The organism is Rhodococcus sp. T2V (assembly GCF_029269925.1).
Taxonomy (GTDB): Bacteria; Actinomycetota; Actinomycetes; order Mycobacteriales; family Mycobacteriaceae; genus Rhodococcus_F; species Rhodococcus_F koreensis.
This window is the reverse complement of the sequence record NZ_JARJBD010000027.1, coordinates 76,877-91,158: the sequence shown is the minus strand read 5'-3', so window position 1 is coordinate 91,158 and position 14,282 is coordinate 76,877. Positions and strand designations below refer to the sequence as shown.

General features: G+C 68.8%; 12 protein-coding genes. 11 read left to right on the top strand and 1 reads right to left on the bottom strand.

Translation table 11 applies throughout. The features are described from left to right. The first annotated feature begins 17 nt into the window (after positions 1-17). The 10 genes from ftsY (at position 18) to trmD (ending at position 10,775) form a co-directional block, all read left to right on the top strand. Positions 18-1,424: a signal recognition particle-docking protein FtsY gene (ftsY, locus tag P3H15_RS23005; RefSeq protein ID WP_276139343.1), complete on the top strand. Its 1,407-nt coding sequence runs from the start codon at positions 18-20 to the stop codon at positions 1,422-1,424. Positions 1,425-1,634: 210 nt separating this feature from the next. Next, positions 1,635-3,002, top strand: a complete 1,368-nt coding sequence (locus tag P3H15_RS23000) for an ammonium transporter (RefSeq protein WP_276139342.1) — start codon at positions 1,635-1,637, stop codon at positions 3,000-3,002. A 4-nt stretch (positions 3,003-3,006) separates the two neighbouring features. Beyond that, a complete protein-coding gene (locus tag P3H15_RS22995; RefSeq protein WP_276139341.1) occupies positions 3,007-3,345 on the top strand; it encodes a P-II family nitrogen regulator in 339 nt (112 codons plus the stop codon). Beyond that, entirely contained in the window at positions 3,335-5,887 is a 2,553-nt protein-coding gene (locus tag P3H15_RS22990) for a [protein-PII] uridylyltransferase (RefSeq protein ID WP_276139340.1), read from the top strand. Before P3H15_RS22995 ends, P3H15_RS22990 begins: the two co-directional genes overlap by 11 nt. Positions 5,888-5,963: 76 nt before the next feature. Next, positions 5,964-7,550: a signal recognition particle protein gene (gene ffh, locus P3H15_RS22985; RefSeq protein ID WP_276139339.1), complete on the top strand. Its 1,587-nt coding sequence runs from the start codon at positions 5,964-5,966 to the stop codon at positions 7,548-7,550. Between the two features lie 3 nt (positions 7,551-7,553). Further along, entirely contained in the window at positions 7,554-8,639 is a 1,086-nt protein-coding gene (locus P3H15_RS22980; RefSeq protein ID WP_276139338.1) for an amidohydrolase family protein, read from the top strand. 179 nt (positions 8,640-8,818) lie between these two features. Continuing rightward, a complete protein-coding gene (rpsP, locus tag P3H15_RS22975) occupies positions 8,819-9,268 on the top strand; it encodes a 30S ribosomal protein S16 (protein WP_276139337.1) in 450 nt (149 codons plus the stop codon). Then, the gene (locus P3H15_RS22970) at positions 9,265-9,507 is read left to right on the top strand and encodes an RNA-binding protein (protein ID WP_005240479.1); all 243 of its coding nucleotides are present in this window, start codon (positions 9,265-9,267) and stop codon (positions 9,505-9,507) included. The genes rpsP and P3H15_RS22970 overlap by 4 nt, the downstream gene beginning before the upstream one ends. 13 nt (positions 9,508-9,520) lie before the next feature. Continuing rightward, a complete protein-coding gene (gene rimM / locus P3H15_RS22965) occupies positions 9,521-10,072 on the top strand; it encodes a ribosome maturation factor RimM (protein WP_276139336.1) in 552 nt (183 codons plus the stop codon). Between the two features lie 10 nt (positions 10,073-10,082). Continuing rightward, positions 10,083-10,775: a tRNA (guanosine(37)-N1)-methyltransferase TrmD gene (trmD, locus tag P3H15_RS22960; protein WP_276139364.1), complete on the top strand. Its 693-nt coding sequence runs from the start codon at positions 10,083-10,085 to the stop codon at positions 10,773-10,775. A 21-nt stretch (positions 10,776-10,796) separates the two neighbouring features. Here trmD and P3H15_RS22955 read toward each other — a convergent pair whose 3' ends face one another. Next, the gene (locus P3H15_RS22955; RefSeq protein WP_276139335.1) at positions 10,797-11,843 is read right to left on the bottom strand and encodes a serine hydrolase; all 1,047 of its coding nucleotides are present in this window, start codon (positions 11,841-11,843) and stop codon (positions 10,797-10,799) included. Between the two features lie 75 nt (positions 11,844-11,918). On the opposite strand from P3H15_RS22955, the gene P3H15_RS22950 reads away from it, so the two are divergent. Further along, positions 11,919-14,258 carry a Tex family protein gene (locus tag P3H15_RS22950; protein ID WP_276139334.1) on the top strand — a complete coding sequence of 780 codons (2,340 nt, stop codon included), beginning with the start codon at positions 11,919-11,921 and terminating at the stop codon, positions 14,256-14,258. Positions 14,259-14,282: the final 24 nt, after the last annotated feature.

Genomic DNA, 14,282 nt, shown 5'->3' with positions numbered 1-14,282 from the left:
ATCCGGAGCCTGAAACAATGGGCGGCGTGACTACCGGAGCTTGGATTGCCATCGCGGCCGCACTGGCCGTACTTCTCGTCGTTCTCGTCGTCGGGTCCCTGCTGTATCGGCGTCGCCGGATCTCCCTCAAGGCGCCGGACACCCCGCAGGTCACCACGGCGGAGAAGGACCGTTCGGGCAGTTACCGCGCCGACGGCGGCTTCAACTTCAGCCAGGGGTCGACGGCGACGGCGCCGCCCCGCGAGGTGGTGCCGGAGCCGGTGCTGCCCGAACCGGTGCCGGAACCCACGATCACCCCCGAACCGGAGGTCGTGGCGCCCCCGGAGCCGGAGAAGGCCCCCGCACCGGAGAAGGCACCCGAAAAGGCGCCCCAGAAGCCGACTGCCCCGCCGGAGCCGGTCACCTACGAACCGGTGGTCTCCCCGGAGGTCGAACCGGAACCCGAGGTCGCGCCCACTCCCGAGCCCGAACCGGCTCCCGCGGCACCCGCGCTCGACGTCATCGCTCCCACCGAAGGCCGCCTCGACCGTCTGCGTGGGCGTCTGTCCCGTTCGCAGTCCGCGGTGGGCAAGAGCCTCCTGGGACTGCTCGGCGGCGGCGACCTCGACGAGGACTCCTGGGAAGAGGTGGAGGACACGCTCCTCATCGCCGACCTCGGTTCGGCGACCACCACGAAGATCGTCACGTCGCTGCGTGAGCAGATGGCGTCGCGCAGCGTTCGCACCGAGGCCGACGCCCGCGCACTGCTGCGTGAAGTCCTGGTCTCCGAACTCCGTCCGGAACTCGACCGCTCCATCCGCGCCCTTCCGCACGACGACCATCCGGCGGTCCTGTTGGTCGTCGGCGTGAACGGCACCGGCAAGACCACCACCACGGGCAAGCTCGCACGTGTTCTGGTGGCCGACGGCAGGCGCGTCCTGCTGGGCGCCGCCGACACGTTCCGTGCGGCCGCCGCGGACCAGTTGCAGACGTGGGCCGAACGGGTCGGCGCCGAAGTGGTGCGCGGGAAGGAAGCCGCGGATCCGGCGGCCGTCGCGTTCGACGCGGTGGCCAAGGGGGTCGACAACGGCGTCGACGTCGTGCTGATCGACACCGCGGGCAGGCTGCACACCAAGACGGGCCTGATGGACGAGCTCGGCAAGGTCAAGCGGGTCATCGAGAAGAAGGCGTCGGTCGACGACGTCCTCCTGGTCCTCGACGCGACCATCGGCCAGAACGGCCTGGCGCAGGCGCGGGTGTTCGCCGAGGTCGTCGACATCACCGGTGTCGTGCTCACCAAGCTCGACGGCACCGCCAAGGGCGGCATCGTGTTCCAGGTTCAGCACGAACTCGGGGTCCCGGTGAAGCTCGTCGGACTCGGTGAGGGTGCCGACGATCTGGCGCCGTTCGAGCCGGGCGCCTTCGTCGACGCGTTGCTCGGTTAGCGGGGATCCCGCGGTCTTCTCGGGGTTCCGGACGGCTCCGGGGACCTGAAACCGACTGCAAATCGCCTGGCGAAACGTGTACGCAACAAAATAGGCCAATGCGTTCACGCGCGCGAAACAGTGCAGTGGCACAGCCGAAACACCAACTGAGCACCCTTCTTCTCAGGTCGTCAGCCGCAACCGGCTGGGCAGAGAAGGAGGAGGCTCAAGGTGGATTTCCCCACTATCGGTGCACCGGACACCGGGGACACAGCGTGGATGCTGACCAGCGCCGCGCTCGTGTTGCTCATGACTCCGGGTCTTGCGTTCTTCTACGGCGGCATGGTGCGGGCCAAGAGCGTGCTGAACATGCTCATGATGAGCATCAGCGCGATGGGTGTCGTCGGCATCCTGTGGGTTCTCTACGGCTACTCCATGGCGTTCGGGGAGGACAAGGGGAACCTTGTCGGTGATCCGTTCCAGTACTTCGGCCTCAAAGGACTGATCGGCGGGTCCTACCTCGCCGAGACCGACGACGCCGGTTCGGTGATCGCCGATTCCGCGATCCCGCTCGTCGGCACCATCCCCGCGACGGTCTTCGTCGCGTTCCAGGCCATGTTCGCGATCATCACGGTCGCCCTCATCTCGGGTGCCGTCGCCGATCGCCTGCGCTTCGGTTCCTGGCTGCTGTTCGCCGGGCTCTGGGCGACGGTCGTGTACTTCCCCGTGGCGCACTGGGTGTTCGCCTTCGACGGCGTCACCGCCGAGACCGGCGGCTGGATCGCCAACAAACTTGCCGCGGTCGACTTCGCGGGTGGTACCGCGGTCCACATCAACGCCGGTGCCGCCGGCCTCGTCCTCGCGATCATCCTCGGCAAGCGCAAGGGATGGCCGGTGACCCCGTTCCGTCCGCACAACCTGCCGTTCGTGATGCTCGGCGCAGGCCTGCTCTGGTTCGGCTGGTTCGGCTTCAACGCCGGTTCGGCCGTCGGTTCCAACGGAATCGCCGGCGCAACCTTCATCACGACGGTCATCGCAACGTGCGCGGCCATGCTCGCCTGGCTCCTGGTCGAGCGGATTCGGGACGGCCACGCCACCACGCTCGGCGCGGCTTCCGGAATCGTGGCCGGCCTGGTCGCCATCACGCCTTCCTGCTCCTCGGTGAACGTTCTCGGTGCACTCGCGATCGGCGTCGTGGCCGGCGCACTCTGCGCGCTCGCCGTGGGACTCAAGTTCCGCTTCGGGTTCGACGACTCGCTCGATGTCGTCGGTGTTCACCTGGTCGGTGGCATCGTCGGAACGCTGATGGTCGGCCTGGTCGCAACGTCTGAGGCGCCCGCGGGTGTTGTCGGACTGTTCTATGGTGGAGGCCTCGACCAACTCTGGCGTCAGGCAGTGGGCGCCGGAGCAGTACTGCTTTACTCGCTCGTCGGTACGGCCGTCGTCGCGTTGATCGTGAAGTTCACGATCGGGCTGCGGCTCAGCGACGAGGGTGAATCACTTGGAGTGGACGAGTCGGAACACGCAGAAACCGCCTACGATTTCGCCGCTCTCGGCGGAAACTCGGCAGCCGCTCGTGTATCCGGCAAGGAGGGATGAGGAAATGAAGCTGATCACAGCAATTGTCAAGCCGTTCACTCTGGAGGACGTCAAGACGGGACTCGAGCAGGCGGGCGTCCTGGGCATGACTGTCAGTGAGGTTCAGGGGTACGGCCGGCAGAAGGGCCACACCGAGGTCTACCGAGGCGCCGAGTACTCGGTCGATTTCGTACCGAAGGTCCGGGTCGAGGTCGTCGTGGACGACGCTGCTGTGGACAAGGTCGTCGAGGTGATCGTCGAGGCGGCACGCACCGGCAAGATCGGTGACGGCAAGGTGTGGGTCTCCCCGGTCGATTCGGTCATCCGGGTACGCACCGGGGAACGCGGCGCGGATGCGCTCTGACCCCAACGGGTCCGGTAAGACCGGCCCTGGTCCCGTCGCCAAGGCGACGGAACCAGGGCCGGTTGCGTCAGGCGGATCGGACGAAGCGGCGGACCTGGCCCGCGCACGCAGGCAACTGCTCACCGGCGGCCCCGAGACCGGCCCCGGGACAAGGAATCCGGCAGGCCACGGACGTCGGCTCGACGCGGCGGCGCTGCGTCACGCGCTCGTCGACCTGCACGAGTTCTGGTTGACCACAAAGGGTGCCGAACTCGGCATCAAACCGGACAGCGGGTTCGCGCTCGTCGCGGTCGGAGGGCTCGGCAGGCGGGAGATGCTGCCGTACTCGGACCTCGACCTCCTCCTGCTCCACGACGACATGGATCCTGCGGTGGTCTCGCAGGTGGCCGACCAGCTCTGGTATCCGTTGTGGGACGCGCACATCAAGCTCGACCACAGCGTCCGCACCATCCCTCAGGCACTGCAGGTGGCGGACACGGACATCACCGCGGCCCTGGGAATGCTCGAGGCGCGCCACATCGTCGGCGACGTCGAGCTGACCAATCTGCTCATCAGCGGGGTGCGCAGGCAGTGGCGCACCGACATCCGCAACCGCTTCGACGGCCTCATCGAACAGACGCAGGCCCGCTGGGAACGCAGCGGCCAGATCGCCCACCGCGCCGAGCCCGACCTCAAGAGCGGTCGCGGTGGACTGCGGGACGTGCAGCTGCTCAACGCGCTGTCCATCGCGCAGCTCACCGACGGCATGCCCGGACTCGGTCCGGAGTCGCCCGGCGGGGGACTGGCGCTCGCGCATCGGCGGCTCCTCGACGTCCGCACCGAACTGCACCGGGTGGCGGGACGTTCGCGCGATCAGCTGCGGGCGCAGGACGCCGACGAGATCGGCGCCGCACTCCGGATCGGCGATCGGTTCGACCTCGCGCGCATGCTCAGCGACGCCGCGCGCACCATCAGCTACTCCGTCGACGTCGGGGTGCGGACGGCAGGCCATGCACTGCCGCGGCGCGGACTGGCGCGGTTGCGCCGCCCACCGGTGCGGCGGCCCCTCGACGAGGGAGTCGTCGAGCACGCCGGCGAAGTGGTGCTGGCCCGAGACGCCCGGCCCGCGAAGGATCCCGGCCTCGTGCTGCGGGTCGCGTCCGCGTCGGCGACGACGGGGATGCCGATGTCGGCGTCCACTCTGAATCGCCTGGCCGACAACGCCCCCGAGCTGCGTGAGCCGTGGCCGAAGGAGGCCCTGAACGACCTGCTGGTGATGCTCGGTTCCGGTAGCCGTGCCGTCGCCGCGATCGAGGCCCTCGATCGCACGGGTCTGTGGGGCAGGCTGCTTCCCGAGTGGGGTGCCGTCCGGGACCTGCCGCCGCGGGACGCGGTGCACACGTGGACGGTGGATCGCCACCTCGTCGAGACCGCGGCCTACGCCAGTGGGTTCACCACCCGCGTCGCCCGCCCGGATCTGCTGATGCTCGGCGCGCTGCTGCACGACATCGGCAAGGGCCGCGGCGGCGACCACAGTGTGGTCGGCGCGGAACTGGCCACCCAGATCGGCAAGCGGCTCGGTTTGTGGCCGTCCGACGTCGCGCTGCTGACGGCGATCGTGCGCCACCATCTTCTTCTGCCGCACACCGCGACGCGGCGGGACCTCGACGATCCCGAGACGGTCGAGAGGGTGGTGGAGGCGCTCGGCGGTGACGGCGTTCTGCTGGAATTGCTGCACGCGCTGGCGGAGGCGGATTCACTGGCGACCGGTCCCGGGGTGTGGGGCGACTGGAAGTCCTCGCTCATCGGGGAGCTCGTGCGCCGCTGCCGTCTGGTCATGGCGGGGGAGGTGCTTCCCGCACCCGATCCGCTCGACCCGGAGCACGTCGCTCTGGCGGCGACGGGGGGCGTGCACGTCGCACTGGTCCCCGCCGACAGTCCGCACACGTTTGTGGTCACGGTCATCGCGCCCGACCAGCGCGGTCTGCTGTCGAAGGCGGCGGGCGTGCTCGCGCTGCATTCCCTGCGGGTCTATTCCGCCTCGCTGGGCGGTGCCGAGGGTTCGGCGGTCAACTCGTTCGTCGTGTCCCCGCGCTTCGGGGCGCCGCCGCAGGCGGGACTGCTGCGGCAGGAGCTGATCCGCGCACTGGCGGGGGAGCTGAACCTCCTGGAGATGCTGACCGCCAAGGAGGAAGAGGCTCGCGAGAGCCAGCGCGTGGCCGCCGTCGAGGAACGGGGCGAGGCCGCGGTTCCGGTGCAGTACGCGCAGGCGCCGCCGCGGGTCATCTGGTTCGACACGGCGTCGCCCGGCGAGGTCATCCTCGAGCTCAGGGCCGAGGACCGGCTGGGACTGCTGTGCAGGCTGGCCGACGCGTTCGACACGTGCGGCGCGGACGTCCGGTGGGCGCGGGTGACCACTCTGGGTTCGTCGGTGATCGACTCGTTCTGCCTCGATGTCGGCGGCGGGGACACCCGGGCGAGCCGGGAACAGGTCGAGAGCGCGATCCTCGGCGTCGTCCCGCTCACCAAGCCGAAGAAACAGGCGGGCAGCGGGGGAGAATGAACGACCGGACGTGAGCGGCTAGGCTGGTGCCCGAGAATATCCACCGCACACTCGTATGACTTCAGGAGCGCACTCGGTGTTCGAATCCCTTTCCGACAGGTTGACCGGAGCCCTCAAGGATCTGCGTGGCAAGGGTCGCCTTTCCGGAGCCGACATCGATGCCACCTGCCGTGAGATCCGGTTGGCCCTGCTCGAGGCAGACGTCGCGCTGCCCGTCGTCCGCTCGTTCATCGCCAAGATCAAGGAACGCGCCAAGGGCGTCGAGGTCTCGGCGGCGCTGAACCCGGCGCAGCAGGTCGTCAAGATCGTCAACGAGGAACTCGTCGGGATCCTCGGTGGCGAGACCCGCCGGCTGGCGTTCGCCAAGACGCCGCCGACGGTCATCATGCTCGCCGGTCTGCAGGGTTCCGGTAAGACCACCCTTGCGGGCAAGCTCGCGAAGTGGCTGCGCGACCAGGGGCACACCCCGCTGCTCGTCGCCTGCGACCTGCAGCGTCCCGGCGCCGTCACCCAGCTCCAGATCGTCGGTGAGCGCGCGGGCGCCACGGTGTTCGCGCCGCACCCCGGCACGTCCATCGGCGGCGGCGACAACGAGCTGGGCATCACTGCGGCCGACCCGGTCGAGGTGGCCCGCGCCGGTGTCGAGGAAGCCCGCACCAAGCAGTTCGACGTGGTCATCGTCGACACCGCGGGTCGCCTGGGTATCGACGCCGACCTGATGGCGCAGGCCGCGGGGATCCGCGACGCCGTGAACCCCGACGAGACGATCTTCGTTCTTGACGCAATGATCGGTCAGGACGCGGTCAGCACCGCCGAGGCGTTCCGCGAAGGTGTCGGATTCACCGGTGTCGTGCTCACGAAGCTCGACGGCGACGCCCGCGGTGGCGCCGCGCTCAGCGTCCGCGAGGTCACCGGGCAGCCCATCCTGTTCGCGTCCACGGGTGAGAAGCTCGAAGACTTCGACGTCTTCCACCCCGACCGCATGGCCAGCCGCATCCTCGGCATGGGTGACGTGCTCAGCCTCATCGAGCAGGCGGAGCAGGTCTTCGACCAGAAGCAGGCCGAGGCCACCGCGCAGAAGATCGGCTCCGGCCAGCTGACCCTCGAAGACTTCCTCGAGCAGATGATGGCCGTCCGCAAGATGGGTCCCATCGGCAACCTCCTGGGCATGCTCCCGGGTGCGGGGCAGATGAAGGACGCTCTCGCGAACGTCGACGAGAAGCAGCTCGACCGGGTGCAGGCGATCATCCGCGGTATGACCCCCGCCGAGCGCGACGACCCGAAGATCATCAACGCGTCCCGCCGCCTGCGGATCGCCAACGGTTCCGGCGTGAAGGTCTCCGACGTCAATCAGCTCGTGGACCGCTTCTTCGAGGCCCGCAAGATGATGGCCGCGATGGCCGGGCGCATGGGCATGCCGGGTGCCCGCAAGCCGCAGCGCAGCAAGAAGGGCAAGAAGGGCAAGAAGGGAGGCAGGGGGCCGACGCCACCGAAGGTGCGCGGAGGATTCCCCGGTGGCCTGCCCGGCGGGTTCCCGGGTATGCCGCCCGGAGGTCTCCCCGCGGGGATGCCCGACCTGTCGAACATGCCGAAGGGCCTCGACGAGTTGCCGCCCGGACTCGAGGGCATCGACCTGTCCCAGCTGAAGCTGCCGAAGAAGTAGCCGATGGCTGCACTGCATTTCCGGGGCACCGGTCTGCCCGACGAACAGCCGGTCGAGTTCTGGGTCGACGGCGGTGTGATCTCGACGGAGCCGATTCCCGGCGCCGAGACCGTCTGCGAGTCGGGGTGGATCGTTCCCGGTCTCGTCGACGCCCACTGCCACGTCGGCATCCGGTTCGGCGGCGGTGGTGGTGAGAGCGTCGAGGGGTTGATCGCGCAGGCGGAGACCGAGCGCGACTGCGGGGTCCTGCTGATTCGCGACGCCGGTTCGCCGGTCGACACCCGCTTCGTCGACGACCGCCCCGACCTGCCGAGGATCGTCCGCGCCGGGCAGCACATCGCGGCCCCCAAGCGATACATCCGCGGACTGCCGGTCGATCTCGAGGACGAGTCGCAGTTACCGGACGAGGTGGTGCGCCAGGCCCGGGCCGGCGACGGGTGGGTCAAGCTCGTCGGCGACTGGATCGACCGCTCCGCGGGCGACCTGGCGCCGTTGTGGAGCGACGACATCCTGGTCGAGGCGATTGCGGCGGCGCACCGCGAAGGGGCTCGTGTCACCGCGCACGTCTTCGCGGAGGATGCCCTCCCGGGCCTGATCAACGCCGGGATCGACTGCATCGAGCACGGCACCGGGCTCACCGACGAGACGATCGAGCTGATGGTCTCGCACGGGACCGCGCTCGTCCCGACGCTGATCAACATCGCGACGTTCCCGGAGATCGCCGAGTCCGCCTCGCGGTTCCCGGTCTACGCCGCGCACATGCGCGACCTGCACTCACGGGTGAAGGACACGATCGGCGCCGCGCACGACGCGGGGATCCCGATCTACGCAGGCACCGACGCCGGCGGATCCATCGTCCACGGACGCATCGCCGACGAGGTCGAGGAACTGAAGGCGGTCGGGCTGACCCCGTCCGAAGCGCTCGGCGCCGCGTGCTGGGATGCGCGCGCGTGGCTGGGACATCCGGGCGTCGAAGCGGGTGCGCCCGCGGATCTGCTGGTTTTCCGGAACGATCCGCGCGCGAGCAGCGACACCCTCGCCGCGCCCGACGTCGTGGTGTTGCGGGGCGTCGTCGTCAAGACCCGGTGACCTGGTTTCCCCCCGACGGGGTTCGTCTGGCAGAATGAACCGCTGTTCGTCGCATCCGGTTACGCACCGCGCGGCGGTCACAGATTAGAGGCAAAACCGGGCGCGCTATTCCTGCGCGTCGCCGAATTGCACGTGACACGTGGGCACATTCGTGTGCGCACTGAAGGAGAAGTACAGCAGTGGCTGTCAAGATCAAGCTCACCCGGCTCGGCAAGATCCGGAACCCGCAGTACCGCATCGTCGTCGCCGACTCCCGCACCCGCCGCAACGGCCGTGCGATCGAGACCATCGGCAAGTACCACCCCAAGGAAGAGCCCTCGCTGATCGAGGTCGATTCCGAGCGCGCGCAGTACTGGCTCGGCGTCGGCGCCCAGCCCACCGAGCCCGTCGAGGCCATCCTCAAGATCACCGGTGACTGGCAGAAGTTCAAGGGCCTGCCGGGCGCCGAGGGCACCCTGAAGAAGGCGGAGCCGAAGCCCACCAAGCTGGAGCTGTTCCAGGCTGCGCTCGCGCAGGCCGAGAACGAGCCCGTCGGCGAGGCCATCACGCCCAAGAAGAAGAAGGCGAAGGCCGAGGACGCCGACGCTCCCGCCGAGGCAGCTGCAGAGTCCGAGGCTGCTGACAAGTGAGTGCCGTCGTCGCCGATGCCGTGGAGCACCTCGTTCGTGGCATCGTCGCCAACCCCGACGACGTTCGTGTCGAGCTGATCACCGGGCGTCGGGGGCGCACTGTCGAGGTGCACGTCAACCCTGACGATCTCGGCAAGGTCATCGGCCGCGGTGGTCGCACCGCGACCGCTCTGCGCACGCTGGTCTCCGGTATCGGTGGCCGCGGGATCCGTGTCGACGTCGTCGACACCGACCAGTAGAGGCCTTACAACAGTGGAGCTCGTGATCGGCCGTGTCGCCAAGTCGCACGGCATCAAGGGTGAGATCGTGGTCGAGGTTCGCACCGACGAACCCGAGGATCGATTCGCCGTGGGTGCCGTGCTGCGGGGACACAAGCCGCGCGAGCAGACTGTGAACACGTACACGGTGGAAGCCGCCCGGGAGCATTCCGGGCGGCTTCTGCTGCGCCTCGAGGGCGTCCCGGATCGCACCGCCGCGGATGCCCTGCGGGGAACGTTGTTCGTCATCGACAGCGCCGAACTCGTGCCCTCCGACGACCCCGACGAGTTCTACGATCACGAACTCGAGGGACTGTCGGTGCGCCTCGCGGACGGCACCGAGGTGGGTACCGTCATCGAGGTATTGCATTCCGCGGCAGGCGAATTGCTCTCGATCCGTCGAGCCGGTGAAAAGTCCGGCGAACTTCTGGTCCCGTTCGTGGCCGCGATCGTCACGTCGGTGTCCGTGGCCGACGGCGTCGTCCTGATCGATCCGCCGGAAGGGCTGCTCGATCCCGACTTCGGTGAATCCGCCGACGGGAAGTGAGTCGGTAGCCGTGCGCCTCGACGTGGTCACCATCTTTCCCGAATACCTCGAACCGCTTCGCGCGGCGTTGCTCGGCAAGGCCATCGACAAGGGTCTCATCTCCGTCGAGGTGCACGATCTGCGGGATTGGACGCACGACGTCCACAAGGCGGTCGACGATTCGCCGTACGGCGGCGGGCCGGGGATGGTCATGAAACCCACCGTGTGGGGGCCCGCGCTGGACGATGTCCTCACCGCCGGTGGCGAGAACACCGACACGCTGCTCGTCGTCCCCACACCCGCCGGTGTCCCCTTCACGCAGGCCACCGCCGAGCGCTGGGCGGGGGAGAAGCACATCGTCTTCGCCTGCGGGCGTTACGAAGGCATCGATCAGCGGGTGTTCGACGACGCCGCCCGCCGGGTGCGCGTCGAAGAAGTGAGCATCGGCGACTACGTCCTCATCGGCGGGGAGGCGGCTGTTCTGGTGATGACGGAGGCGTTCGTGCGCCTGATTCCCGGAGTCCTCGGCAATCAGCAATCGCACCAAGAGGATTCGTTCTCCGACGGCCTCCTCGAAGGTCCCAGCTACACCCGGCCCGCCACGTGGCGCGGACTCGACGTCCCGCCCGTCCTCCTGTCGGGCGATCATGCGAAAGTGGCGGCGTGGCGGCGCGAGCAGTCGCTGCACCGCACCACCGAACGTCGTCCGGACCTGTTGCCCTGAAACGATTTCCGGGCCCGGGCGCTAACCCTGGGGCTGCGCCCAGTCGTCGACGACCCCGGTAGGGAACAGGGACTTCACGATCCCGGTCATGGTGTCCCGTGCGTGCTGCGCACTCGAATCCTCGGTGACATCCGTGATCGCGGTGTCGGGATACGACTCCTCGTCGTCCTCGTACCGGATGTCCTCCCGCGACGCGACCACCACGATGTAGCGGTTGTCCTCACCGATCACCCCGGTCGACACGTGGATCCACCGGTCGCCCACACAGCACATCCAGCCCTGCTTCACCCCGACGACGTTCTCGCCCGGCAGCCCGTCGGGGATGCCGAACCGCTGGTCGTAGCCGTCGATGCCCTCGGGTGTCGACGCGCGCAGGTAGCCCACGAACTCGGCGATGCGCCCGGGGCCGAGGCCGTCACGGTCGTCGAGGAGCCCGGTGTAGAACGTCACGACGTCGGCGGCCGTCGTCTCGGTGTTCCACCACAACCCGTCCCAGGGCGGTGCGGTGGCGGCGAGTCCGTATCGCCGCGCGATGTCGACCACCAGGTCCGAGCCGCCGAGATCGTCCCAGAGAGTATTGGCCGCGTCGTCGTCGGAGGATTCGAGCATCCGCTTCAGGAGGAGACGGTCGAAGTCGGACAACGGCCGCTCACCGAGCGCGTCGAGGTGGTACATCTGGGCGGCGACGAAGAGCTTGGCCAGCGACGCCGTTTCGACCGGTTCGGTGGCGGCGTCCTCCAGATAGCTGCCGGTGGCACGGTCCAGGACGGCGATCGACACGTCGGCGCCGCGCTCGGCGGCCGCCGTCGCGACTGCCGCCGAGATGCGTTCGGCGAGGGGTGCGGAGACGGGAACCCGCGCGGAGGGGAACGGCTCGGGGCTCACGGTCACGCCGTCCCCGGCAGGTTCCTCAGCGGGTTCCTCGGCGGGGAGAACGTCGGGGGTGGCGACCGCCGGTGAGGTCACCGGGATGTCGACCACGGAGTTCGTCTCGGTCGGGATGGTGCAGGCCTGCGTCGCACCCAGCAGGAGGACCATGACCGTCAGGCAGCGGATCAGCCTGGACATGAAATTCTCCCGAGATTTCCGTGACGGCCTCACCGCCGACGATATTGTCCCAGAGTAGCGGTAGGGTCCATTTCCGTGACTCTCAAGACCGTGAACCAGCGCATTGCCGAGGAGCTCGACGTCCGGGAGGGACAGGTCGCGGCCGCCGTGGACCTCCTCGACGGCGGAGCGACCGTGCCCTTCATCGCCCGGTACCGCAAGGAAGTCACCGGAACGCTCGACGACGCCCAGCTCCGCCAGCTCGAGGAACGACTGCGGTACCTGCGGGAACTGGACGAGCGCCGGGACGCCGTGCTCGAGTCGATCGACTCGCAGGGCAAGCTCGACGATCAGCTCCGCGGGCAGATCATGACCGCCGACACGAAGGCGCGCCTCGAGGACATCTACCTGCCGTTCAAGCCGAAGCGGCGCACCAAGGCGCAGATTGCACGCGAAGCCGGTCACGAGCCCGTCGCCGACGCGCTGATCACCGATCCCAGGGCCGATCCGGCGTCCTACACGGCGGAACAGCTCGAGGGTGCGCGCGCGATCCTCGTCGAACGCTTCGCCGAGGACGCCGACCTGGTGGGCGAGCTCCGTGAGCTGATGTGGAACCGCGGGCAACTGGTGTCCGCAGTCCGTAAGGGCAAGGAAACCGAGGGCGCGAAGTTCGCCGACCACTTCGAGTTCTCCGAACCGTTCGGCAAACTCCCCTCACACCGGATCCTGGCGGTTCTGCGCGGCGAGAAGGAAGAGGTGCTCTCGCTCACCCTGGCACCCGACACGGAAGAAGCCGTCCCGGGCGAGCCCACGGTCTACGAGGGCCGGATCGCCGGACGGTTCGGCATCGCCGACCGCGGCCGACCGGCGGACCGGTGGCTCCTGGACACCGTGCGGTGGGCGTGGCGCACCAAGATGATCGTCACCCTGGGCATCGACACCCGGATGCGGCTGCGGCAGTCGGCGGAGAAGGACGCCGTCGACGTGTTCGCCACCAACCTGCGCGACCTGCTTCTGGCGGCGCCGGCAGGCACCCGCGCCACGATGGGCCTGGACCCCGGTTTCCGAACCGGCACCAAGGTCGCGGTCGTGGACGCCACCGGCAAGGTGGTGGCCCACCAGACGATCTACCCGCACCAGCCGCAGAACAAGTGGGACGCCTCCCTGGCCACACTCGCCGGCCTCGTCGCCGAGCACGGCGTGGAGCTGATCGCCATCGGGAACGGCACCGCCTCCCGTGAGACGGACGCGCTCGCGAGCGAGCTGATCGCCAAGTCCGGCGCCACCAACCTGACGAAGATCGTCGTGTCCGAGGCCGGCGCATCCGTGTATTCGGCGTCCGCGTACGCCTCGGCGGAACTGCCGGACCTCGACGTGTCGATCCGCGGCGCCGTCTCCATCGCCCGGCGTCTGCAGGATCCCCTCGCCGAACTGGTGAAGATCGACCCGAAGTCGATCGGCGTCGGCCAGTACCAGCACGACGTGTCGGAGACACTGCTCGCACGTTCGCTCGGCGCCGTCGTCGAGGACGCGGTGAACGCCGTCGGCGTCGACGTCAACACCGCGTCCGTGCCGCTGCTGTCCCGTGTGTCCGGTATCGCCGGGTCCCTGGCCGAGAGCATCGTCGCGCACCGCGACCAGAACGGCCCGTTCCGCAGCCGCAAGGGTCTCAAGGACGTCGCGCGACTCGGGCCGAAGGCGTTCGAGCAGTGTGCCGGCTTCCTGCGCATCCCCAACGGCGACGACCCACTCGACGCGTCCAGCGTCCACCCCGAGGCCTACCCGGTGGTGCGCAAGATCGTCGAATCCAGCGGCACCGGCGTGCGCGAGATCATCGGCAACACGTCCGCGCTGCGCAGCCTGAACCCTGCCGACTTCGTCGACGACCGGTTCGGACTTCCGACCGTCACCGACATCATCGGTGAGCTCGAGAAGCCCGGCCGTGACCCCCGCCCGGAATTCAAGACGGCCACGTTCGCGGCAGGCATCGAGAAGGTGTCGCACCTGAAGCCCGGAATGACCCTCGAAGGTGTCGTCACCAACGTGGCGGCGTTCGGCGCGTTCGTCGACATCGGTGTCCACCAGGACGGCCTCGTCCACGTGTCGGCGATGTCCCACAACTTCGTCAAGGACCCGCGGGACGTCGTGAAGTCCGGTGACGTGGTGACGGTGAAGGTCCTCGAGGTCGACGAGGCGCGTCAGCGCATCGGGTTGACGCTGCGACTCGACGACGAGGTCGGGGCGGGCGGCCGCAAGAACGACGGGCCGCGCGGCGGCGGGCAGCGGCAAGACCGGCGGGGAGGCGGGCAGCCGCAGGACCGCCGCGGCGGAGGCAAGCCGCAGCAGCAGGGTGGACGCGACCGCGGGCGGGACAATCGCCCGGCGCCCGGCGGGTCGATGGCCGACGCGCTGCGAAAGGCGGGGTTCGGCAAGTAGTGAGGTCACCATCCCGACACGAGC

Coding starts and splice junctions, on each gene's coding strand:
- ftsY (WP_276139343.1), top strand. CDS start 18: ATGGGCGGCGTGACTACCGGAGCTTGGATTGCCATCGCGGCCGCACTG.
- P3H15_RS22995 (WP_276139341.1), top strand. CDS start 3,007: ATGAAGCTGATCACAGCAATTGTCAAGCCGTTCACTCTGGAGGACGTC.
- P3H15_RS22990 (WP_276139340.1), top strand. CDS start 3,335: ATGCGCTCTGACCCCAACGGGTCCGGTAAGACCGGCCCTGGTCCCGTC.
- P3H15_RS22980 (WP_276139338.1), top strand. CDS start 7,554: ATGGCTGCACTGCATTTCCGGGGCACCGGTCTGCCCGACGAACAGCCG.
- P3H15_RS22955 (WP_276139335.1), bottom strand. CDS start 11,843: ATGTCCAGGCTGATCCGCTGCCTGACGGTCATGGTCCTCCTGCTGGGT.